Source organism: Simiduia agarivorans SA1 = DSM 21679 (genome assembly GCF_000305785.2).
Classification (GTDB): Bacteria; Pseudomonadota; Gammaproteobacteria; order Pseudomonadales; family Cellvibrionaceae; genus Simiduia; species Simiduia agarivorans.
The window spans coordinates 923,107-945,032 of the sequence record NC_018868.3; the positions used below are offsets into that span (position 1 = coordinate 923,107).

At 55.4% G+C, this 21,926-nt stretch carries 22 protein-coding genes; 8 read left to right on the top strand and 14 right to left on the bottom strand.

Going from position 1 to position 21,926, the window contains the following annotated elements; translation table 11 throughout:
* Position 1: 1 nt before the first annotated feature.
* Genes mshL through pilM form a run of 5 tightly spaced genes read right to left on the bottom strand, consistent with a single transcriptional unit; the run spans position 2 to position 4,189 of the window.
* Positions 2–1,684 carry a pilus (MSHA type) biogenesis protein MshL gene (gene mshL, locus M5M_RS04240; RefSeq protein WP_015046231.1) on the bottom strand — a complete coding sequence of 561 codons (1,683 nt, stop codon included), beginning with the start codon at positions 1,682–1,684 and terminating at the stop codon, positions 2–4.
* Between the two features lie 19 nt (positions 1,685–1,703).
* A complete protein-coding gene (locus tag M5M_RS04245) occupies positions 1,704–2,009 on the bottom strand; it encodes a hypothetical protein (protein WP_015046232.1) in 306 nt (101 codons plus the stop codon).
* Positions 2,002–2,661: an FtsB family cell division protein gene (locus tag M5M_RS04250; protein WP_015046233.1), complete on the bottom strand. Its 660-nt coding sequence runs from the start codon at positions 2,659–2,661 to the stop codon at positions 2,002–2,004. Before M5M_RS04250 ends, M5M_RS04245 begins: the two co-directional genes overlap by 8 nt.
* Positions 2,658–3,266, bottom strand: a complete 609-nt coding sequence (locus tag M5M_RS04255; protein WP_015046234.1) for a hypothetical protein — start codon at positions 3,264–3,266, stop codon at positions 2,658–2,660. Before M5M_RS04255 ends, M5M_RS04250 begins: the two co-directional genes overlap by 4 nt.
* Positions 3,263–4,189 (bottom strand): type IV pilus biogenesis protein PilM, encoded by a 927-nt coding sequence (gene pilM, locus M5M_RS04260; RefSeq protein WP_015046235.1) that lies wholly within the window; start codon positions 4,187–4,189, stop codon positions 3,263–3,265. Before pilM ends, M5M_RS04255 begins: the two co-directional genes overlap by 4 nt.
* Positions 4,190–4,357: 168 nt before the next feature.
* Here pilM and trmL point away from each other — a divergent pair, with 168 nt between their 5' ends.
* Genes trmL through fldB form a run of 3 tightly spaced genes read left to right on the top strand, consistent with a single transcriptional unit; the run spans position 4,358 to position 5,829 of the window.
* Positions 4,358–4,822 (top strand): tRNA (uridine(34)/cytosine(34)/5-carboxymethylaminomethyluridine(34)-2'-O)-methyltransferase TrmL, encoded by a 465-nt coding sequence (gene trmL / locus M5M_RS04265; RefSeq protein WP_015046236.1) that lies wholly within the window; start codon positions 4,358–4,360, stop codon positions 4,820–4,822.
* Positions 4,823–4,864: 42 nt separating this feature from the next.
* Positions 4,865–5,311 carry a flavodoxin domain-containing protein gene (locus M5M_RS04270; RefSeq protein WP_015046237.1) on the top strand — a complete coding sequence of 149 codons (447 nt, stop codon included), beginning with the start codon at positions 4,865–4,867 and terminating at the stop codon, positions 5,309–5,311.
* Entirely contained in the window at positions 5,308–5,829 is a 522-nt protein-coding gene (gene fldB / locus M5M_RS04275; RefSeq protein ID WP_015046238.1) for a flavodoxin FldB, read from the top strand. The genes M5M_RS04270 and fldB overlap by 4 nt, the downstream gene beginning before the upstream one ends.
* Positions 5,830–5,841: 12 nt before the next feature.
* Here the strand turns inward: fldB and M5M_RS04280 are convergent, their stop codons facing one another.
* Positions 5,842–6,243, bottom strand: coding sequence for an MAPEG family protein (locus M5M_RS04280; protein WP_015046239.1), 402 nt, complete (start codon positions 6,241–6,243; stop codon positions 5,842–5,844).
* Between the two features lie 58 nt (positions 6,244–6,301).
* Between M5M_RS04280 and mnmC the strand changes: the two genes are divergently transcribed.
* Both mnmC and M5M_RS04290 read left to right on the top strand, forming a co-directional pair.
* Positions 6,302–8,320 carry a bifunctional tRNA (5-methylaminomethyl-2-thiouridine)(34)-methyltransferase MnmC2/FAD-dependent 5-carboxymethylaminomethyl-2-thiouridine(34) oxidoreductase MnmC1 gene (gene mnmC, locus M5M_RS04285; protein ID WP_015046240.1) on the top strand — a complete coding sequence of 673 codons (2,019 nt, stop codon included), beginning with the start codon at positions 6,302–6,304 and terminating at the stop codon, positions 8,318–8,320.
* 51 nt (positions 8,321–8,371) lie between these two features.
* Positions 8,372–8,674: a late competence development ComFB family protein gene (locus tag M5M_RS04290; protein WP_042454899.1), complete on the top strand. Its 303-nt coding sequence runs from the start codon at positions 8,372–8,374 to the stop codon at positions 8,672–8,674.
* Here M5M_RS04290 and M5M_RS04295 read toward each other — a convergent pair.
* On the bottom strand, positions 8,671–9,282 hold the full coding sequence (locus tag M5M_RS04295; RefSeq protein ID WP_015046242.1) for a DUF502 domain-containing protein: 612 nt from the start codon (positions 9,280–9,282) through the stop codon (positions 8,671–8,673). The two genes, M5M_RS04290 and M5M_RS04295, sit on opposite strands and share 4 nt — an antisense overlap.
* Positions 9,283–9,307: 25 nt before the next feature.
* Between M5M_RS04295 and M5M_RS04300 the strand changes: the two genes are divergently transcribed.
* A complete protein-coding gene (locus tag M5M_RS04300; protein WP_162141149.1) occupies positions 9,308–10,087 on the top strand; it encodes a glutaminyl-peptide cyclotransferase in 780 nt (259 codons plus the stop codon).
* Here the strand turns inward: M5M_RS04300 and M5M_RS04305 are convergent.
* Complete coding sequence (locus tag M5M_RS04305) at positions 10,084–11,169, bottom strand: GGDEF domain-containing protein (RefSeq protein ID WP_015046244.1); 1,086 nt, start codon at positions 11,167–11,169, stop codon at positions 10,084–10,086. The genes M5M_RS04300 and M5M_RS04305 overlap by 4 nt on opposite strands.
* A 119-nt stretch (positions 11,170–11,288) precedes the next feature.
* Between M5M_RS04305 and trhP the strand changes: the two genes are divergently transcribed.
* Complete coding sequence (trhP, locus tag M5M_RS04310; RefSeq protein ID WP_015046245.1) at positions 11,289–12,599, top strand: prephenate-dependent tRNA uridine(34) hydroxylase TrhP; 1,311 nt, start codon at positions 11,289–11,291, stop codon at positions 12,597–12,599.
* On the opposite strand, the gene M5M_RS04315 is transcribed toward trhP, so the two are convergent.
* Entirely contained in the window at positions 12,538–14,205 is a 1,668-nt protein-coding gene (locus tag M5M_RS04315) for a phytoene desaturase family protein (protein ID WP_015046246.1), read from the bottom strand. The two genes, trhP and M5M_RS04315, sit on opposite strands and share 62 nt — an antisense overlap.
* Before the next feature lie 108 nt (positions 14,206–14,313).
* Between M5M_RS04315 and M5M_RS04320 the strand changes: the two genes are divergently transcribed.
* Positions 14,314–14,868 (top strand): PadR family transcriptional regulator, encoded by a 555-nt coding sequence (locus M5M_RS04320; protein ID WP_024330219.1) that lies wholly within the window; start codon positions 14,314–14,316, stop codon positions 14,866–14,868.
* 153 nt (positions 14,869–15,021) lie between these two features.
* Here the strand turns inward: M5M_RS04320 and M5M_RS04325 are convergent, their stop codons facing one another.
* The 5 genes from M5M_RS04325 to nagK form a co-directional block, all read right to left on the bottom strand.
* Positions 15,022–15,897 carry a glycerophosphodiester phosphodiesterase family protein gene (locus M5M_RS04325; RefSeq protein ID WP_015046248.1) on the bottom strand — a complete coding sequence of 292 codons (876 nt, stop codon included), beginning with the start codon at positions 15,895–15,897 and terminating at the stop codon, positions 15,022–15,024.
* A gap of 54 nt (positions 15,898–15,951) precedes the next feature.
* Entirely contained in the window at positions 15,952–17,022 is a 1,071-nt protein-coding gene (locus tag M5M_RS04330) for an acyltransferase family protein (RefSeq protein ID WP_015046249.1), read from the bottom strand.
* A gap of 69 nt (positions 17,023–17,091) precedes the next feature.
* Positions 17,092–18,438, bottom strand: a complete 1,347-nt coding sequence (locus tag M5M_RS04335; RefSeq protein WP_015046250.1) for a sugar MFS transporter — start codon at positions 18,436–18,438, stop codon at positions 17,092–17,094.
* 21 nt (positions 18,439–18,459) lie between these two features.
* The gene (locus tag M5M_RS04340; RefSeq protein ID WP_015046251.1) at positions 18,460–20,832 is read right to left on the bottom strand and encodes a beta-N-acetylhexosaminidase; all 2,373 of its coding nucleotides are present in this window, start codon (positions 20,830–20,832) and stop codon (positions 18,460–18,462) included.
* A 20-nt stretch (positions 20,833–20,852) separates the two neighbouring features.
* Positions 20,853–21,749 carry an N-acetylglucosamine kinase gene (gene nagK / locus M5M_RS04345; RefSeq protein ID WP_015046252.1) on the bottom strand — a complete coding sequence of 299 codons (897 nt, stop codon included), beginning with the start codon at positions 21,747–21,749 and terminating at the stop codon, positions 20,853–20,855.
* Positions 21,750–21,926: the final 177 nt, after the last annotated feature.

Sequence of the window (21,926 nt, forward strand, 5' to 3'; positions counted from 1 at the left end):
ATCACTCCTTTTTAAACATATCGCGGTACTCACCACCCAGCGCTTTCACCCGTTCACGACTGGCATTGACATCATTGGCATAAGTACTGGGATCCACCACGGTGGGCTTCAGCATAATGACCAACTCGGTTTTGACTTTGCGGTATTCGCGCCGGTTGAACATGCCCCGCACAACGGGCACATCACCCAACAACGGCGTTTTCCCATCAACTTCCAACAGCTGTTCCTGCATGAGACCACCCAGCACCACCACCTGTCCGCTTTCAGCCCGCACAATACTGTCGGCTTCGCGGATATCACGCACCGCCAATGGGAGAGAAAACTTCTGATCGCCCAGGGTGAGGTTTTTTTCCTGATCCTTTACGCTGGAGACCACCGGGTGTATATGCAGTACAATGTCACCGGATGCGGCTATCTGCGGCGTCACGTCCAGCGCAATACCGCTGAAAAAACTGGATAGGTCGATATTGGGCGTATTGGTGGTTGAAGAGGCATTGGACACGGTATTACTCGACAGCCCTGTCACAAAAAACTCGTCGGTACCCACCCGGATAACGGCTTTCTGGTTATTAACGGTGGAGATTCTCGGACTGCTCAACACCTGCACATTACCCTGCTCTTCCAGCAGGTCCAACAGCTGAGATATATCGTTGACCTTTAACAGAGAGGCGAAAATTTCCCCACTCTCAGCCGCCGTGGTAATGGTATTGGGGGCTTCGAACTCGGTGACATTACGACCCAACAGCAACTGCCCGCTGATGGCATCCCAATTAATACCCGCAGCAAATTCATCGCTCAGACGCACTTCCAATATTTTTGCTTCAATAATCACCTGACGCTTGACAGTGATTTCGGAGCGCTCGAGAAATTCCCTGACCGCAAACAACTCGCCCGGCAACGCTTTAACAATGACCATACCGGCCTGAGGCGAAATCATCACGCGCCGTTGATCAGACTCCCCCCCTATGATTGCCACCAATGTTTCCCGCAATGAATTCCAGAAATCGGTCTTGGACAAGGTTTGAATATGGGAGCCCGCAGCAATACTGCTGCCGTTGCCGGACTTGCCATCACCAAACATGCCAAGCAAATTGGGGTTTTGGGTCTGGCCTCCACTATTGCCGCTGCCATTGCTACCGTTGTTGCTATTCGACGACCCCGAATCCAGGCGCCCCACCGGGACGGAAATATCTGAAACCCCTACACGGCGCACATCCAGATAGTTGATTGGAAACAGCTCGGTACGAAACTCCAACGGATAAATGGTAAAAATGCCGTTGCGCTCTTTGAATTCGTAGCCATACACATCTCTGGCCACTTCCAACACTTCTCTCACGCTCACATCTTTCAGGTTAAGCGAAAGCTTGCCCTCAACGCCTGGGTGCACCACGACGTTTGTGCCAGTGCCATCAATTAACCCAAGAAAGAAATCCTTTGCGTTCACCTGATGAACAGAAACATCAAACCTCGGCACTGCAGCAACCACTTCGTTCTTGCCTCCCAGCAAGGCGTTACTCACGCTTTCGGGCACCGCAGTTTTTGGCGGAGCAGAATCAACTACCTCCAGGGCATTTTCAATAGGAAACTCTGCTTCGCGGGTGGATGATGTACAAGCCACCAGCAACAGTGTTACCAACACACCGACCGGAAAACGTGTACACCTGGCAAAACCGACTTTGTTCATCAACTGATAACCCTTTTTATCAACGCTTAACCGCGCGATGCATCGTTAAGGTGCGAATACCCGAATCTGTTTTAATGGTGGCACTGGACTCACCCACACTGATCAATTCCACGCCATCCACCGTTTGCCCGACCGAAATCAGGCGACCATTGATTATGGCGGCACTGCCCGCTGGTTTTCTGAATATCGAGGTCAGCGCAAATTGCTTCACCTGAGGACTGGCGGCAAAATTCAATGGGCGCGTCGGGTCAGATAACGCCGTTTCTGCCAGGGATTCCGCCCCAGCGAGCATCAATACGCCAAACACCAACACCGCATTATTCACCCACAGCTCCCCGCTCGGTAGACAAGGTATACACGACCAATCTGGCCACGCCGGCAGGATAAATATCCACCTCGTATTCCAAACTGTCCCAATAAAACCGCCAGTCCAGCGATTGCAACGCTTGCACGTACTGTCGCACGGCGAAATAGGTTCCCTTCAATTCCACCTGTACAGCGTGACGAAAAACCCCGGTACTCGGCCCCGTAGCCTGTGCCTGCGTCACCTCAACCAACTGCAGCTGTTCTATCGGCAGCGTTTCCAATCGCAGCAGTTTCAGACCGCTGGTCTGACTCACCATGGCCTCCAGTATGCGCGGCAATTCTGCTGCCGGCACCAGCCCCACTGCGGCTTCACTCAAGCGTTCATCCAATGCATTCAGATCGGATTGGAGCTGCGCCACCTGGCGCTTTAACTGAGCATCCGGATCAGCATTTACGGTGACCTCGGCAAGCGCCAGGGCCGATCGCTGTTCTTGTAATTTTGTGTGGGTTGCCATGAGCTGCTGATTAAGCTGGACGTATTGACGGCTTTGCGAATCATCAATTAACAATGTCCACAATGCGTAGATCAACGCTATCGCGACAAACAGCACCAACACGCGCTCACGCATCTGAAGCGCATCGAATTTTTCACGGTACTGTTGATAACTCACTTCCTCGCCCCCGCAATCGCTGGTTCAGGGCCGGTGTTGAACCGTACTTGCCTGGCGTTTTCTCGTTCTATCACCAGCCGGCCAAAACGGGCACCTTGTAAACTGGGCTCAGTTTGCAAACGCTGAATATACTGGGGCAGTGCCTCCGGATTGATGGCGTTGCCCGCCAGATACAGTTGGCGACCGCCGTGGGCCAAGGCGAACCGATCAATACTGAGGTTACTCTGATGCTGGCGGGCCAACGCGAGCAGGGGTTCGCCAAATCCGTCACTGTTGCCCAGATTCTGCTGATGAATCAAGGTGTAAATCCGCTCACGGGAAGCGAGCTCTGCCTTAAGCGCGGCGATCTCCTGCTGAATTAACGCAGACCGGCTCGGTGGAATTTTTGCGCTCATGGCCACTACTGCAGCCTCAACCTCTACCAGAGATTGCTTGGCCTGCCGGAGCTCACGATCCAAATCGGCATTTTTAATGCCGCCCCACACGGAAAGCAGCAGCAGAAGAACGACAAATGCGAGCGCAAAAAGCAAAGCCTGAGAAGACAGCAGCCATTCGCGGCGCGGCCTCAGTTCCGGCAGGTAAAGATTGACCTGCTGAGCACTCATACGGCCTCCTCTGATCGCAACGCTGCGCCCAGGGCACTGGCACATTGCTGCAGCACCAGCTCGTCGTATCGCTCGTTGTCTTCGAGCCAACGTGCAATGTCCAGGGTCTGCACCTGGGCACCAAAGGCGTCGGCCAATTGCCCCTGCAACTTATCCGATGTCACGTGCTCCCCCATCAGAACAATTGTCGCGGGCGGGACTTGCCCCAATTGCCGTTCGTAGTAATCGAATGAACGTTGTAATTCGAGAATCAATGCCTCTTCGGGGATGTCGTCCAGCAGACCACCGGCATAATTAATGGTGAAAGAGCGGGAAAGATAGAGCTGCTGCTCTTTGACCAATGCGAGACTGCCTTGCCCCTGGCGCAAAACCACCAATGCCACGCCGCGTTTATCAGCAGCCAGCCGAACGCCCAGATTGCGAACCGCCATTTCGTCAATATCGATGCTTTCCAGTACCAAGCCCGATTTTTCCACCAGAGCAATCGCCGCCTCGATAAATTCGCGCTTGGCCACCACGGCATATATCAGTCGCTGACCTGCCCGGCCACAATCGTCGGCCAGGGACATGACATCGATAACAACCTGATCCAGAGGCTCGCTGACCAGGTCCTTTACTTTCCATTTAACAGCCTCCCGCAATTCTTCCGCGGGGACTTTGGGCGCTTCCATCATAAACAGCTGGTACTGCTCCGGCGTTAACACCAGATTGCATCGCGCCTGAGCCAAGCCCGACTCCCTGACTTTTTGCGCCAACAATTCAGCCCGGCCAGACCAGGAATCTCCGGCCTCCAACACCTCGCAACAGTCGAGCGCAATACGCTCTCCTGCGCCACTGACAAACGCGAGCAGCAGATTGCCGCCCTGGATCTGAAGACCACACAGGCCTGCGGGGCCTTTGCGACTGAACAGCGATTTAAACAATCTCTACCCCCGGAGTTGTGGCTGGCAGAACATAGAAAAACAACGCTTTGCGTCAATGTGTCCAAGAACAGCGGTTATTTCAGGTAATATAGCTGACGATTAGTTATAAATGTAGTTTTATCAATAACTTCCCGCAAGGTTGTCAGGCTTTTTATAAGAAAGGTAAAGATGCTGAATATCGTGCTTTTTGAACCGGAAATTCCGCCCAACACCGGCAACATCATCCGCCTTTGTGCCAACATCGGGGCCAAGCTGCATCTGATCGAACCGCTGGGTTTCGCCCTTGACGACAAAAAGCTGCGGCGTGCGGGCCTCGACTACCACGAATGGGCCAATGTCACCCGACACGCCAACTGGGAAGCCTTTTGCCAGCAGCGCGAATCGGGGCGGGTTTACGCCCTGTCGACCAAAGGCTCCCGGACCTGCACCGACGCCCGCTTCAAGCCCGGTGACTGGTTGCTGTTTGGCCCTGAATCAAGGGGGTTACCGGCAGATATCAGAGACAGCTTACCGCCGGAACAGGTGCTCCGGATTCCCATGTGCGCCAATTCACGCAGCCTGAACCTGTCGAATGCTGTCGCCATCATGGCCTTTGAAGCATGGCGGCAGCTGGGTTTTACGGGCGCGCAATAAAGATTAAAATGCCTGCCCTTTGAACACGGCAGAGTAGTAAAAGTGGCTGATATTACGATATTTGTTGGCACGGTCATGGGCACGGCACAAGGCGTGGGCGAAGCGCTGTCGAGAGCGCTCAATGACGCCGGGCACACCGCAAGGGTTGAGATGAGCCCGCGCATCAGCGACCTGACAGACAGGCCGCAGGACTATTGGCTTTTTTGCACATCCAATACCGGTGCCGGAGACCTGCCCGACAACATCCAACCCTTCTACGAGGCTCTGACCAGCCAATTCCCCCGCATCGCCGGTCGCCACTACCGCTTAGTGATTCTGGGTGACAGCTGCTACCCAACATTTGCAGAAGCCGGCCATCGTCTGGATACCGCACTGGCCGACATAGGCGCAGTACGCGACGGAGACCCTCTCATTCTGGACGCCATGTCAGGCACAGACCCGCAGGCCGACGCCCTGCAATGGCTGAGCACCTGGAGCGATCAGCTGTGAGTGCCACCCCCATTGCACTGGTTTACGGCAGCTCCACCTGCTACACAGAAATGACCGCCGAAAAAATCCGCGATTATCTCGGCGCAGACCGGGTTACCCTGATCAATCTCGCTGACAGTCCTCTGGCAGACGTCCAACCCTACCCCTACATAATTATGGGCATCCCCACCTGGGACTATGGTGAACTGCAGGAGGATTGGGAAGAGCGGTGGCCAGAACTGGATACGGTGGATTTTACCGGCAAACCTGTCGCCCTGTTCGGGCAGGGCGATCAAGTCGGCTACCCTGAGTGGTTTTTGGATGCTATGGGATATCTGCACGACAAGTTGGTTGTGCGGGGTGCGCTACCCACGGGCTACTGGCCCAACCAGGGCTATGAGTTTGAAGCGTCAAAAGCGTTAACGTCTGACGGCCAGCTTTTCTACGGCCTGGCACTGGACGATGAAAATCAATTTGAGGAAAGCGAGGCGCGCATTCAAACCTGGTGCGATCAGCTCAGGTCTGAATGGCAACTGTGAAGCCGGATTCAATCAGGCGCCCGACAGCAGGCGCCAGAGCACCAACATGGACGACACCAGAATCACCAGCCAGTTAAGCAAAATGCCCAATTGGCGCGGTTTGGAAGGACCGGCACTGTGCCCCAGCCCCCATACGTGCAGCAAACGGCCAGCGAACAGCATGCTCCCCATCAGGTGAATCAACCAGGCGGCGCCGCCGGTGACTTCCAGCGCGACAATCAGTAACAGTGACATGGGGATATACTCAACGGCATTGCCGTGCACCCGGATAATCCGCTCCAGTTCCGGATGCCCGCCGGCGCCAACGCCTACGCGGAATTTAAGCCGGGCGCGCACCACCAGAATGGCCAGAACCAATACCAAAAGACCACACAGCGCTATGTATAACGGAGACACTACGAGCGGATAAGACATGAACACCCCAACGGTTATTGTTTTTAATGGCCCAGAATCTACCCTATAAGACGAACAAATGCAGCCTCCCCATAAATCCCAGAACGCCAACCCCGTCCCAACCGTGGACTATGCAGACCTGCGCTGGCATCAGGGCCAGCCGGTATCCGGGCAATTTGACGATGTGTATTTTTCGCAGGAATCCGGCTACGAAGAGACCCGCTACGTTTTTCTGGCACAGAATAACCTGCCCGAACGTTGGCGAACGCTACCAGACAACGGGCGCTTCACCATCGGAGAAACGGGGTTTGGCAGCGGCCTCAATTTTTTAGTCGCTGCAGCGCTGTGGCTGGAAACCGCGCCCGCAACCGCAACGCTGCATTTTCTCAGCGTGGAGAAATACCCGCTCAGCAAGGCAGATCTTACCCGCGCACTGAATCTCTGGCCGCAACTGGCGGGCCTGGCAGAAGAACTCATCCGCGGCTACCCGAGCCACTTTGAGCCGGAGATTTACAGCCTGCAACTCGTCGATGGCCGGATCCACCTGACTTTAATGATTGGTGATGCCGCAGACCAGTTATCCAATCAGTTATACCTGGCGCACCCCGACTGTATCGAAGCCGCCACCCGTGTAGACGCTTGGTTTCTCGACGGCTTTGCACCCAGCAAAAACCCTGGCATGTGGACCGAAGCCCTGTTTACGGCCATTGCAGGTTTATCACACCCCCACACCCAGTTTGCTACCTTTACCAGCGCCGGCCTGGTCAGGCGGGGCTTACAAGCAGCGGGATTCGAATGTGAAAAAGTCCCGGGATTTGGGCGCAAGCGGGAAATGCTGCGCGGTCAGTTCCGTGCGCTGCCGGATACAGGTCTCAGCAAACTGACCCAGACGACCGCTACTCCCTGGTATCAATACCACAGCCTGCTGCCAAGCGGGCGCGCCGCGGTGATAGGCAGCGGTCTCGCCGGCGCTCACACTGCGCGCGCACTGGCCGAATCGGGCTGGCAGGTAAGTGTATTTGAACGCCACCCAGCACCCGCGCAGGAAGCATCCGGCAATCGGCAGGGCGTGCTTTACGCCAAACTCTCGCCTCAACGCCACCCGCAGGGGCGCATCAATCTGGCCGCCTACCAAATGGCCACCCAGACCTATCAGAAACACTGGCGCGCGGGGCTGGGTGAGCAATGCGGCGTGCTTCAATTGGAAAACGATGAGGACCGGGCCCGGCGCTTTACACGCAATCTGCCCGCCGCTCTGGCACAGGCAGTGGATCAGGCGAACGCCAGTGCCCTGGCGGGGGTGCCCGTTAGCCAGGCGGCGGTCTGGCTGCCCGAGGCCGGCTGGCTGAACCCTAAAGCCGTGTGCCAGGATTTACTGACTCACCCGGCCATACAGTGCCAGTTCGGAACCGATATACGCCAATTGACCCAAGCGCCCGACCAACGTTGGCAACTCGAGGGCGAAGTACAACACGGCCCATTCGAGCTGGTAGTGGTTTGCTGCGGTACCAGTGCCAACCAATTCGCACAAACCCGGCATTTACCGCTCAAACCTATTCGCGGCCAGGTCAGTCATACCAACGTGCCCCCGGCGCTGACGCCATTAACAACCGTGGTTACCGGCGATGGCTATGTGGCACCGGCGCTGGATAGCACCCTGTGTACGGGTGCCAGCTTCACGCTCAGAAATCACCACCCCGCGCTGACTGACGCGGATCACGAGGCAAACGTAGGACAATTGCGCGCCCTGTTCGATGTGGCGCTGGAGGTTCAGGTGCAATCGGGCCGCGTGGGCTTCCGGTGCACAACCCCGGACTACCTTCCGGTCGCCGGACCAATACCCAACATCAATCAACTGGCAGACCATTTTGCGGGCCTCAGGCGCAACGCCAAAGCCGCGATCGGCGTCAGCGGCTGTTGGCATCAGGGCTTGATGGTCAATACCGGGCTTGGCTCCCGCGGTCTGGCCTATGCACCACTCACCGCCCGCCTGGTCGCCGCTCTCGCCGGCGGCCTGCCCCTGCCCGTCCATCAGGATCTGTTAAAAGCATTGTCGCCAGCGCGCTTTGCGATCCGTGACCTGATCCGGGGTAAGTGATCTACACTCAGACAATGACCACTATTTGAGGACTGACGCCATGCTGTTGCACTGCAGGACGCCCGCCGCACCGAGCTACCCGCCGGAGTTGATTCTGTTCACAATTACTACGAACTCCAGGTGTTTGATGAAATCGCCCGGCGGGACGAACGCGCGCGAGAAGATGCCGATTTTCTGGCCGATGTGGCCTGTGTCGCACTCAATCACCTGCCGCCACGTTACATCCGTCACGATGTGGACATGAGTTTTTTCCTTTCGCCTCAAGAGCAGGAAGAAATGCAGAAAAAAGTCCGCAAGGCAGTCAAGGATGCCTTGCGCTATGTGGCCGAACGCAGCAACCCGGACGGCGCTTAGGCCTTGTCAAATAACTCCGGCGAGCCAGCACCGCAGGCGATAATGGTTTTCATGGCCGCCTCCACCGTCACCGCCGGCAACAATGTGATGCAGCTCGCCGGCAGGTGATAGACAACACCCGAGGTCGGAATCGGGGCCGTAGGCATAAAAACGGTAAAATCCCCGTTGGGGTGCCTTGCCGTGACAATCACGGTCACAGTCACGGGTGAAGCCTCACCGTATATCCGCGCCAATGCCACTTCACCGGACAGCAGACTGCTGGAAGCTCCACCGCCAAAAAATTGCGCCACTACATCGCTGATCGTTTTATAGCCCGGCGCCACGCGTTTCAATACCCGCTCCACCTGCGAGTGCAACCAGGCGCCAACACTGGTCATCACCAATAATCCGATCAGGCAGAATAAACCCAACATCAGGAAAAAAACTGCCATATCGGCAATCCCCTGCGGCCATTGGGTCTGGGCGACCAGCATAGCGGTAATCGGTTCCACCAGATCACTGAAAAAACCATAAAACCAGCGCACCAGCAAAAACAGGATGGTGATGGGCAGCACCACAGTCAATCCACCTAGTAAGGCCAGCCACAGAAATGATTTAATACGCGACAAGACAAATGCTCCCCAGAGAATGCGCGTGCCTACTTTAATTGCCCTGCTGATATTTGTCATGAGTGCGAGCACATTTGCCGCACCTGTCCCGCTCGAATACCAGATACTGCACGAACGCGCGCACCCTCACAGGGCGTTTACCCAGGGCCTGCTGATTCACCGTGGGCAATTCGTGGAATCCTCGGGCCTGTATCGACAATCCTTTGTTCAACGTTACCCGGTGACAGACGGCGAGCCCGGATTGGTACGCCACCAATCACGCCGCGACTTCAGCGAAGGTCTGGCGTTTACCGGCAAGCATTATTGGCTGCTCACCTGGCAGCAGGGGCTGGCGCGCAAGCTCGACGCCGAACTGCGGCCGGTGTCGATCGCGCGCTATCAGGGCGAAGGCTGGGGCCTGACCTTTGATGGCCGGCAGTTGATCATGAGCAATGGCAGCGCCGAACTGAGCTTTCGCGATCCGGATAGTTTTGAACTCACGCAACAGCTGGCGGTAACGTACAAGAACCAGCCGTTAAACGCGATTAATGAACTGGAGTTCGCCGAAGGCCTGATCTGGGCCAACGTGTGGTTTTCACCGATGATCTACGCCATAGACCCTGCCAACGGCCAGGTTGTCTCTACGGTGGATCTGAGCGCGCTGGTGGACACTGAAAACAAGAGTCCGGACGCCGTACTCAACGGCATTGCCTACGACGCCGACGATCGCACCTTCTGGGTGACCGGTAAACGCTGGCGCAAACTCTATCAACTGCGCATTACACCCGGACCCGGCGCCATCACACAGGCCACCGACGCCCGCTAACGGACCACGAGCGGTTGCCAACGCACGCCGTTGCGGCCGGCTTTCTTAACCCGGTACATGGCGGCATCAGCCTGCCTTAACAACGCATCACTGAGTTCCGCCAGTGGAATACGGTATGCCTTGGGCTCCCAGCTACACACCCCGATACTCACTGTCAACGGCATGCTTTGTCCCGCCCGGGTTTCCAGGGTGAGCGCTTCAATCTGCTCGCGCACACGCTCCGCGGTTTCCATCGCCTTGGTCGCATCACAGGCGGGCAAAAGTGCCACAAATTCCTCGCCGCCAAAGCGGGCCAGAAGGTCAGTCTTGCGCAAGGCCTGCCGGAGCACGCGTGACACTTCACGCAGGCATAAATCTCCGTTGGCGTGACCGTAGTTATCATTGATTTGCTTGAAATGATCCAGGTCGACAAAGAAGCAACTCAAGGGCTGACCACTGCGCTCTGCGCGGGCCAGCTCAATCCCGAGATCCTGCTCAAACGCGGTTCGGTTGCCCACTTGTGTGAGCGGGTCCTGCCTGCCCTCATGGCGCAGATGCTCCTGCGTCAGACCATGATTGAGACACAGTGCCAATACGGCACCCAGATGCTCCAGAAAGTCAGTGGCCTTGTCGGCACTGAAGCGCTCGGGATCAGCCGCGGCCAGGTGCAAACTGCCTTGCAACTGGCCCTTGCAGTAAAGCGGAATGATCGCGGTAGAGCCGACCTCCGCTGCACCACTGAACAGGCGCGCCTGTGTCAACGGGTCCATCTGCCCCAGAATTGGTGCCCGACTGGCAGCAAAGAGATCATCGAAAAAAGCCTGCTGATGGCGGACCTGCACCTTCGGCAACCATTGCCTCAGATTCAAGGCCTCGGTTAACTGCTCCCATTCATACTCGGGGTCGAACAATACCAGGCTGATCGCGGCCAGATCGAAATGCAAAGGGCCCTGCTTGACCAGCAAATCGAGCAACTCCGGCAGCCGGTCAGCTTCCAGCATACGGAACTCGAACGCATGGAACCGCCTGGCAATCGCCTGGTTCTCTTCAATTCGTCGGACCAGGCGCTCAATAATTGCCTGTAGCCGCTGAATCTCGCTCATTTATGCCTGACTCCCGATGCCATGACCTGTTCACTGATTCAGTTATCGGCCAGGCCTGCAACAGTCTGAAGTGATTGAGGTAGAATAGCCGGCAATTGGTATTTATGTATGAGCGCTAAATGACTGAACTACTCTCCCCTGCCGGCACCCTGAAAAGCATGCGTTTCGCGTTCGCCTATGGCGCCGACGCCGTCTACGCAGGCCAGCCGCGCTACAGCCTGCGGGTGCGCAACAACGAATTCAACAAGCTGGAAAACCTGGCAGCTGCCGTGGAAGAAGCCCACGGCATGGGTAAGCAATTTTATCTGGCCAGCAATATCGCCCCCCACAATGACAAGGTCAAAACCTATTTGCGTGACCTGGAACCGGTGATCGCCATGCGCCCGGATGCCCTGATCATGTCCGACCCGGGCCTGATCATGCTGGTCAAAGACCGCTGGCCAGAGCAGGAAGTCCACTTGTCTGTGCAAGCCAATGCGGTGAACTGGGCATCGGTCAAGTTCTGGGGTAAACAGGGGATATCCCGGGTGATCCTGTCGCGCGAACTGTCCATCGATGAAATCGAAGAGATCCGCCAACAGTGCCCGGAGATGGAACTGGAAGTGTTTGTTCACGGCGCCTTGTGCATTGCGTATTCGGGCCGTTGTCTGCTGTCGGGCTATATGACTCACCGGGATTCCAATCAGGGAGCTTGCACCAATTCCTGCCGCTGGGAGTACAACGCCCACGACGCCCGTGAAAACGAACTGGGAGACCTGATCGCGGTCGACAAACCCCAGCTGTTTGATCCCAATGACGAAGTCCAGCCAGTGCTGTTGCAAGAGCGCTCGCGGCCGGGTGAATACATGCCGGCCTACGAGGATGAGCACGGCACCTATATCATGAACTCCAAAGACCTGCGCGCAGTACAGCACGTGGAGCGCTTGGTGAAAATGGGCATCCACTCGCTCAAAATCGAGGGGCGCACCAAAAGCCATTATTACGTGGGCAGAACCGCACAAGTCTACAGACGCGCCATCGACGATGCCTTGGCAGGCAAGGCGTTCGACATGTCACTGATGGGGGAATTGGAGCACCTGGCCAATCGCGGCTACACGGAGGGCTTTTATCGCCGCCATGTGCCGAGCGAGTACCAGAATTACACCGAAGGCAATTCCGCCAATGTGAACCAACAGTTTGTTGGCGAGGCGCTGGATTTCAACGGCGAATGGCTCACCATCGAGGTAAAAAACCGGTTCGAATCCGGTGACACCATGGAGCTGATTACACCCCGTGGCAATCATCGCTTTACTCTGCCGGCAATCGAAAACAAGCAAGGCCAGGCAATCGACGCGGCACCCGGCAGCGGACACCGGGTGCGCATTCCGGTCAATCCGGATTGGGTACCGGCTGAGCAGGTGCCTTATCTGATGCTGATGCGCTACCTCTGATCAACTGCATGATCTTGTAACCCCGCCAGCCGGCCATCCGGGTGGCGGTCATCACCCCCGCCATCAACGCGCCACCCACACCCGCAGTCACCACGTCAGCACCGGTGAGGTACAGATTTTTGATGGGCGTTTGCGTGTGCAATCCAATCGCTTTGAAGCGTGCCGGCGTGTGATCCAGCCCGTAAATCTCGCCCTGCTCGTTCCACTGGAACCATTGGGTTGAGAGCGGGGTCGACAACTCATAAAAATCCAGCGCATCGCGCAAGGCGGGCCGGTGTTTGTACAGCACGGCCAACAGCCGCTGGCTGATGAATTCTTTCAGCGCCTCATAATCGTCCCCACGCTTGCCCCACTCGGTACCCAGCCACGCCCTGAATTGTTCCATGCTCCCGATGGTGACGATTTCGACAGTGGATTTGCCCGGGTAATGCTTGTTCCATTCCGGGTCCTTGGTGGAGGGAAACGAAATATAGATCAGCGGAAAATCGGCTTCGGGCCTGGCCCGACTGGCTTGCATCTGGGCATCGTGATCGCTGCCCGGGTAGATCCACAAATTGGTGGAGTCCAGTCCCAGTGCTTGGGCGTCGCCTCTAAAGCCTGCGTAAATACAAAGGTGTGCAGAGGACAGGGGTACCCCCTGAAAATCCTGCTCAAACCGGGCCCGGCTGGCAGCCGGAATCAGACGGTTACGGGTGGGCATATAACCGGCGTTGCTGACCACCTTGTCGGCGCGGATGACATCGCCGTTAACCAATTTCACCCCGCGCGCTTCGCCTTGCTCGATGAGGATCTGGTCTACCCCGGCATAGGTGAACACCTCGCCACCCGATTGCTGAATGACCGGAATAATCGATTTGGCAATGGCCCAACTCCCGCCCACCGGATAAGCACCGCCGGCCAGATAATGCTTCGCCACCATGGCGTGCATGATAAAGGCAGACTCGGAAGGTGGCAGGCCATAATCACCCCATTGCCCCACCAACACCGCTTTGAGCTTGTGATTTTGCGTCAGCCCATCCAACACCTCTTTGGTGGACTGGAAGCATTCTTTAGGCAGAAACCAACGGCGCAACCGGGCATAAAACCGCCCCAGTGGCCGGGGCAACGTCAATCCCAGGAAATAGGTCGGCGTCGACTGGCTGAGCCGGGTGATCAGTGCGACATATCGCTCGATGGTTGCGCGCTCTTCGGGAAAATGTTTTGCCAGCCGGTTAATAAACTCGGATTTTCCGCTCACAAAGTCAAAGCTTTCATCGCCCAGATGAATCTGATCATACACCTTGCCCATTTCTGCCCACTGCAGTGCGCCGTCGCTGATGGTATCGAACACCTTGCGCAGCAGACTCCAGGGGCGGTGCACCTCGCCTACGTAATGCACACCCACATCCCACTCATAGCCCTGATTTTCATAGCTATGGGTATATCCACCCGCGGTATAGTGCTGCTCTAGGACGCACACTTTCTGGCCGAGCCTGGACAACAAGGCCGCCGTACAAAGCCCCCCGATACCGGACCCGATCACAATGGCATCGTAATGCTCAGCAGCTCGCCCCGTACGGTAGCGACGCCCGGTACGGACATTACGTGCAGCGGCTTTCTTGGTCATAGTCAGGCCCTTTCTGGCGGAATGGATATGCAAGTTTTTGCATAAGATAGCGCTGACACAGCTTATATGCAACAATTTGCATATCTGAGACGTCACCGCCCGAGTACCATGAGCCTCAAACACAGCCTTCTCGTCATGCTGAGCGCCGCACCCGCTACCGGCTACGAACTCAGCCAGCAATTCAAAGGGGGTATCGGCTTTTTCTGGAATGCCAGCCATCAACAGGTTTATCAGCAGCTGGCACAGATGGCAAAAGACGGCTGGGTGCAATATGAAACCCAAAGCCAAACCGATAAACCGGACCGCAAAATATACGCCATCACCAACAAAGGCAGAGAGGCCTTATCACGCTGGCTGAGCACCCCTGTTGCACCCAGCAAATCCAAAGATGCCCTGCTGATCAAACTGTTTGCCGGCGAAACGTTGGTATCTGTTGCAGTCCTGCAGGAAGAGCTCAGGCGCCACCGGGCCATTCACCAGAAGAACCTGGACAAGCTGCTAGTGATCGAACAGGAGTACCGGTCCAAGAGTGCCGCCGAACAACGCGCTCTGCAATTGCCCTACCTGACACTGAGGCGCGGCATTACCGGCGAAACAGCCTGGATTGCCTGGGCAGATGAAGCCCTGGCCGCACTCAGTGAACAAAAAAACGAATCCCCCTGAGTCAGCCGATACCAGACCAAGCGCCTGGGCATTGCCTGCTGACAGATAGAAGACAAGGCAAGGGCTTGCGAGAAACCATCAGATTACGGCGATGGGCAGGCTTGTGGCATGCACCAGATCTGGTACCCCACTGTCAGAAGCGTTACCTGCATATTACTCGGTGAGATTATCCCGTAAGCGAATCAAGCGGTCGGGGTAGTCGGTGATAATGCCGTCAACCCCCATCGCCATCAGCTCACGCATATCGTCCAGACTGTTGATCGTCCAAATATGCACCTTCACACCGCGCGCTTGCATTGCCGAAAGAAACGAATCAGTCACAATCGTAATGCTACCGCTGGTCATGGGCAGCTGTAGCGCCACACCGGGTAAATCATAAAGATGTGACAAGCCGATTTTTTCCAACAACACCAACCGGGTCACTTCGCCCTGAGACATGGACGTGGCCACCTCAGGACAGGCACTGCGGAAAGCCTCGAGCGGCTCGGTAAAAAAAGACCCCACTAACACCTGGTTTTGCAGGCCGCGCTCGCGCACTAATTGGCATAAGGCGGTATGAATCGGCGGCTCTGGCTGTTTGATTTCAATTATATAATGGGCATCGGGCAGTGCATCGAAGACTGCAGACAGTGCTGGAATACGAATACCTTGCCCTGCCAAGGGGCTGTTTTTTTCCCGCAAAAAGCCGTGCGCTGCATCGAGCGCCTGTAACTGGGCAAAATCCATTTCACGGATCAGCCCCGAACCATTGGTCATATCGTCCACTGTGTCATCGTGGCTCAGCACTAAAACACCGTCGCGGGTGGCGTGGATATCGATTTCGATAATATCTGCGCCCACCCGATTGGCCATGAGCGCCGCTTCCAGCGTATTTTTAGGCTGTAATCCTTGCCCGGCACCGTGGGCGATCACCTCAAAACCGCGCCCCTCAAAATAAGCATGAGACTTTTGCGTCGGCGCAATACCCCAGCGCAAACCGGCATAGACCAGTGCGAGTGCCATCAGGATGTAAATGGAAATTCTGGCCATGTGCCTGCCCCTTATCGAGAAGGCGACATGCTAACACTGCCAGACTGCGGGGCTCTAGAGTTTTATAAAAATCTGTCGACGGGCGAGATACGCGGCAATCAACCAGAGCACCGCAAGATGACAGAGCGCAAATGCCAGCGATGCGGCCTTGGGTTCTAGTACGTGAGCAAAGACACCGAACAGCGTCTCATAAAGGGTCCCCTCCTGGGTTGGGAATAGCTGGTAACTACGCACCCACAACCAGGACAACACATAAATGAATAGCGGGTTCTGCCCCAGGCTGACCAGCGGCCGCTGGATAGCAGCACCCAATCGCCACTGCTCCATCAACAGCATCAGTGCCAGCGTCCAGCAAGCCAGGCCCGCCGTCAGCAATACAAAGCCCGGTGTCCACAAGGATTTATTGATTGGCAACGCCAGCGCATAGGTCATCAACAAGACAACCCCACCTGCACCCCATAACCCGAACTGCAAATACCGTAGCTGGCGCCCGGAGCGCAACCAACGGGCGGTTTCAAATCCGGCCAACACGGTGGCCACGGAGGGCCAGGTGCTGAGTAATCCCTCGGGATCAAACGCCAGCCCTTTACCCGCCCACAGGTGGGACTCGCCAAACACCCAAAGATCCACCTGCCGGACCAGATTATGCTCCAGACTGTAGGGTTCGTGAGATAGCCACAGCAAGACCTGATAACTGGCCAGAATCGCGCCAATGCAAACAAGATTAAAGCGCGCCGGAACAAACACAACCAACAGCGCCGCAACCCCAAACGCGAGTCCAATCCGTTGCAACACACCGGGCAAGCGTAGCTCATGAAGGGAAACAATAAATGGGTAGTATTCCAGCAATACACCCAACACTATCAACAGCAGGCTGCGACGAATAATTTTACGTAGCTGATCTGCACGCGTGAGTGACGCCATACCTTTCTGGGAAAAGTACAGCGATGCACCCACAATAAATAGAAAAAACGGAAACACCAGATCGGTAAATGTCCATCCCATCCAGTCTGCGTGCAACAATGGACCATACACATGAGCCCAGGATCCGGGCGTGTTCACCACAATCATCAATGCCAGCGTCAGACCACGCAGGGCATCCAATGCAATATAACGCTGTTTCAACTCACACCCCGGAGGCGCACCCACACGCGACAAGATCTGTGCGTGTGGTAGCAGAATAAAGAAAAACGACTACTTGCCCCAGCTGCGAAGCTTGTGACCCCAGAGTGCGTAATAGAAAATAAAGGCATAACACGGAAGCATTATCCAATAGGCGTGTTGGCTGCTACCACCTTCTGCCAAAGCGCCGTAAACGAGTGGAATGATGGCGCCACCGGCGATACCCATGATCAGCAATGCTGAACCGATGCCGGTATATTTGCCCAGACCCTCTAGCGCAAGCGGCCATACTGTCGGCCAAACCATGGCATTTGCCAACCCTAATAACGCAAGAAACAATACCGTGTTGGGTACAGGGTCAATAGAAAATTCAAACCAGAATATTTTTATATTGATCCACCCATACAATACTTCACTCAGCAGCTCCGACTCGCGCGATGCAGTCATTACTCCCACAGTGAAGAGCGCACCCAGGATTGCACTTAGCAGCAGTGCGCGGTCCTGCGAAATAAACCTGGGAATAAGCACCACACCAAGCGCGTAGCCGATCACCATAAAGCTCATGGTGTAAGATGTCAGCGATCCAAAGTTAGATAAGCCCAGCCCCTGACCGTACATACCGATCGTATCGCCAGCGATCACCTCAACGCCAACATAAACAAACAGCGCAACCGCCCCCAAAATAACCTGCGGAAAGCCCAATATACCAAATTTATCAACAGCCCCATCATTGCCAGACTCTTCCTCTAAATCCGCCAACGGACTGAGATGAATAAATAGTGCAAGAATTACCAGCGCAGCAGTCATATAAAGATAGGGCGTTACCAGCCGCCCGGATAACTCACTTAAACGCGCTGTCCGCTCAGATTCGGACAGAGCCGCCAGAACAGTGCTGTCAAATTGATCCATTCCAGTCAGAATCCAGGTTGCAAAGACAGCCGGCACAACAATACCCGCCGCCTTATTCACTAATCCCATAATAGAAATACGCATCGCCGCACTTTCACGTGGTCCAATGCATACAATGTAAGGATTGGATGCAGTCTGCAATAACGTCAAACCACTTCCCAGCGCGGCAAGAGCAACCAGAAACATAAAATACTCGGTGCTTATCGCTGCGGGAATAAACAGCAGTGCACCGATGGTCATGACCACCAACCCGTACACCATGCCTTTTTTATAGCCCGTTTTTCGCAGTATCCATGCCGACGGCAACGCCATTAATGTATAGGCGATATAGAACGCAAAAGTAACGAACATCGCCTGGAACTCATTGAGCTCACAAACAATTTTTAAAAACGGAATAAGAGATCCATTCAACCAAGTCACAAATCCGAACATGAAAAACAAGGCGCCGATAATTATCATCGCCTCAATTGTTTTCGACCGAGAATGTGACACTGCAACTGTGCTGCTCATACGAATTACCAATGATTGTTATTATTTAACGATTATTTCATCAAAATACAAAGTAACGGGCACCGGGGCGCGATGCTCGGTTGAGTACCGCTGCGCACCGTTTTCTGCAGTTACACGCACATAGCGGGCTGCCTGAGTATTAAATGTTACGGTCGCAGAAAGTGACTCTGCAGCCAGCTTGGCCTGACCCAACTCGCCCACCTTCTGCCACACGTCACCCGCTTCACTCAGCTCAACGGTTAACTTAGTCGGCGCATAAAAATGACGGAATCGTCCTGCGTTAAATCCGATATTGACCAGACTCAGCTGTTTGACCTGCAGTAAATCCAACTCGGCGACCAACCCGCCCTCATTAAAGGTGGCCCAATCATCCAGCTGGAATATCTGGTCGCGCGATAACACACCATCGACCAAGGTCTGCTCAGGCTGCTTGTTCCAGGCCCGGTCAGCGTCAGTACTCAACACAACCTTGGCGCCCCGAGCCAGATGATCCACCAGGGTGATACGCCGTTCATTAAACAGCCGGCCGGTTTGCGGGTCTTGCGCTTTTGCCCTAAGCAGACCGGCTTTCACCCGAATGGGTTCACGGTATACAGGGCTATTGATGCCAGGCAGGCTGCCATCGGTAGTGTAGCGGATCACCGCATCGGGCATATCGCTGTCGAGACGGACCAGAAAGCCGTCTGGTACCGATTCAATCTGCGCATTGACCGCATAGACACTGGTCGCGTAGTTGAGACCAGCCGCCTCAAAACGATCAAACATTTTGGGCAGCCGGCGGGCAAAATCCGGCCAGGATTTTTGCGATGCATCGGTCCACACTACTTCGGCCAGCGCACTCATGCGAGGCAGTACCATGTACTGGGCTTTGGCAGGTGTTCTGACGTATTCGGTCCACAAATGCCCCTGTGCACCCAAAATACGTTTGGCCGCCGGGTCCTGTGCGAGCTCTTCCGGAATCACGCTAAAGCTATAGGTTTCGCTCACAGGCGTCAGGCCATGAATGGCGAGCGGCTCATCGATTGAGCGGGACTGGTAGTGATCAAAGTACAAATGCGACCCGGGTGCCATAATGGCATCGTGCCCTTCTCTGGCCGCATGGATAGCGCCTTCAATGCCACGCCAGGAGGTAATGGTGGCAGACGGATTAACGTCGCCTTCAAGGATTTCATCCCACCCAATGATTTGCTTTCCGAGCTTGTTAATGCTGGCTTCAACCCGCTTGATTATATAGCCCTGTAAAGCCATGTAGTCCTTCAGGCCCTCGCGCTCCATCAGCGCATTGCAGCTATCACAACTCTGCCACTGTTCGGTTTTAACCTCATCGCCACCTACGTGAATATAAGGTGAAGGAAAAAGCCCGGCCACTTCAGCAAAGACCTGATCCAGAAATGCAAACGTCGTTTCAGTGGGACAAAGCACTTCAGGAAATACGCCAAAGTTACTTTGTACGTCGGCCATTTCACCAGTACAGCCAAACTCCGGATAAGCCGCCAATATGGCTGAGGCGTGACCGGGAATATCAATTTCCGGGATGATGGTAACCTGACGAGCCTGCGCATAAGCAACCAGCTCGCGAATCTGGGCCTGCGTATAAAAACCACCCAGCGATTGATTGTCATAAAGCCCGTCGCGATCATAGGTGTGGCCGACCACCGTTGCCGTGCGCCAGGCGCCGATGCTGGTCAATTTTGGAAACGCTTTGATCTCAATGCGCCAGCCCTGATCATCGGTCAGATGCCAATGCAGGTAGTTCAGCTTATGCAGTGCGAGCAAATCAATATACTGACGAATGAATTCAACAGGGAAAAAGGTCCGGCTCACATCCAGATGCATACCCCGGTACGAAAAGGCGGGCTCATCCTGAATCTCCAGCACCGGCACCAACCATTGGGATCGATTAATCGGGGCATTGATTTCAATATCAGCGGGCATCAACTGGCGCAGGCTTTGAACGCCCCAAAACAGACCGGCCTTGGACGCGGCACTGATTCGGATTTCTGACAGGGAAACGGACAGTTTATAAGCCTCGCCGTTAGCTGACCCCACATCCGCGAGCTCCAGCCGGATCACATTTTGGGTCTCAGAGGCATCTGCCAGGGGAAATGTGTAGCCTGTTGCGGGACTGAACTGCTGACGCAGATAGTCTGCCAGATCCTGAACATCGGGGTGAGCAACCAGGCGGGTGCCGGCATTGATCGCAAATGCCCCCTGCCCCCGAATCATTTCCCGCGGCTTGGGAATGATCGCAGCACTCACGCTCTCTTCAGCCAACAGAAAATCACTGTCGAGTTTCTGCTTAACAGCGGCTGGTTTCGTTGCGGTGTTATCTCCGCCGCAGCCTGCGAGCATCAACACCAGTGCAATAGCCGTCAACAACGTTCGATTGATCACGAATAACCCTTATTTTGTTTTTAAGCCGTTTTTTCAAGCAGCGCCAGCTGCTTACGTGCAAACAGAAATGCGCCCATTTCCGGGGCGGCAATCGCCGGTTGAACCGACGCAAGAATGGCTTCGGGCATCCACGCCTGCAGCGGGCCGGCAACACCACCAATCATACTCAGCCTGCCTGGCTTAAGCGCCAGCAACTTTTCTGCCACCGCAGCAAGGTAATCGGCACCATCCTGAACCAACGCAAGACTCGTGGGATCTCCGGCTTGCGCCAGTTCAATCACGATGGGCGCGAGTCGCGCATAATCCCTTGAGGTCGCACCCGCCATACGGCTGACCATATCGATACCTTGTGCATCCAGTGCAGTCTCAATGCGGTGTTTGAGAGGGCCGGCTGGCGCAAGACCATCGGATGCCATGAGTGCATGCTTCAATGCTTCCAGTCCGAGCCAGGCGCCACTGCCTTTATCACCGAACGGAAATCCATGCGCACCAACAATCAGACTCTTGTTGCCCGTATGTGCATAGCCACAGCTGCCCGTACCTGAAATGATCACGGCGCCGTCTTCACCGTTATGAGCACCCAGACAAGCTATATGTAAGTCAGTGGTTAGGTGGAACTGGCCGAAAGGGTGCACCCACTGCTCGACTACCTGATACAACTCGGGAAGATTGACCCCCGCGAGTCCCGCGCCAGCCACCAGTCGGGGCAGCTGGTCAACGTCTAAACCAGCATCTTCCAATGCCAGCTCTGCGGCCAATTTGATCGAGGTAAATGTCTGTTCCACGCCATGCAGAGGGTTGGCGGGCCCGGCGACACCTTCACCCAGAACCTGCCCTTGCTGACTCAACAATATGGCCTTGGTTTTACTACCTCCACCGTCAATGCCAAGGTACAGCTGACCTTCTCCTATTGGCATTTTCCCCATTATTCACCTCGGCCCATTTCACTTTATTCTGTTTGGGAAGCGTATGCTTCAACCCTGTAAAGCCTCAATCGCAGCGGGAAAAAGAAGGGTTGGGACTGACAGGACACCAACCCGCAAGAGAGCATAGCTACGAGAGGAAAGAGCCAGAACCATGGAGCGGTTGCGGTG

Excerpts from the sequence above, each read along its gene's own strand:
- mshL (WP_015046231.1), bottom strand. The coding sequence starts at position 1,684 with ATGAACAAAGTCGGTTTTGCCAGGTGTACACGTTTTCCGGTCGGTGTG.
- M5M_RS04255 (WP_015046234.1), bottom strand. The coding sequence starts at position 3,266 with ATGAGTGCTCAGCAGGTCAATCTTTACCTGCCGGAACTGAGGCCGCGC.
- trmL (WP_015046236.1), top strand. The coding sequence starts at position 4,358 with ATGCTGAATATCGTGCTTTTTGAACCGGAAATTCCGCCCAACACCGGC.
- M5M_RS04280 (WP_015046239.1), bottom strand. The coding sequence starts at position 6,243 with ATGTCTTATCCGCTCGTAGTGTCTCCGTTATACATAGCGCTGTGTGGT.
- mnmC (WP_015046240.1), top strand. The coding sequence starts at position 6,302 with ATGCAGCCTCCCCATAAATCCCAGAACGCCAACCCCGTCCCAACCGTG.
- M5M_RS04305 (WP_015046244.1), bottom strand. The coding sequence starts at position 11,169 with ATGAGCGAGATTCAGCGGCTACAGGCAATTATTGAGCGCCTGGTCCGA.
- trhP (WP_015046245.1), top strand. The coding sequence starts at position 11,289 with ATGACTGAACTACTCTCCCCTGCCGGCACCCTGAAAAGCATGCGTTTC.
- M5M_RS04315 (WP_015046246.1), bottom strand. The coding sequence starts at position 14,205 with ATGACCAAGAAAGCCGCTGCACGTAATGTCCGTACCGGGCGTCGCTAC.
- M5M_RS04320 (WP_024330219.1), top strand. The coding sequence starts at position 14,314 with ATGAGCCTCAAACACAGCCTTCTCGTCATGCTGAGCGCCGCACCCGCT.
- M5M_RS04325 (WP_015046248.1), bottom strand. The coding sequence starts at position 15,897 with ATGGCCAGAATTTCCATTTACATCCTGATGGCACTCGCACTGGTCTAT.
- M5M_RS04335 (WP_015046250.1), bottom strand. The coding sequence starts at position 18,438 with ATGAGCAGCACAGTTGCAGTGTCACATTCTCGGTCGAAAACAATTGAG.
- nagK (WP_015046252.1), bottom strand. The coding sequence starts at position 21,749 with ATGCCAATAGGAGAAGGTCAGCTGTACCTTGGCATTGACGGTGGAGGT.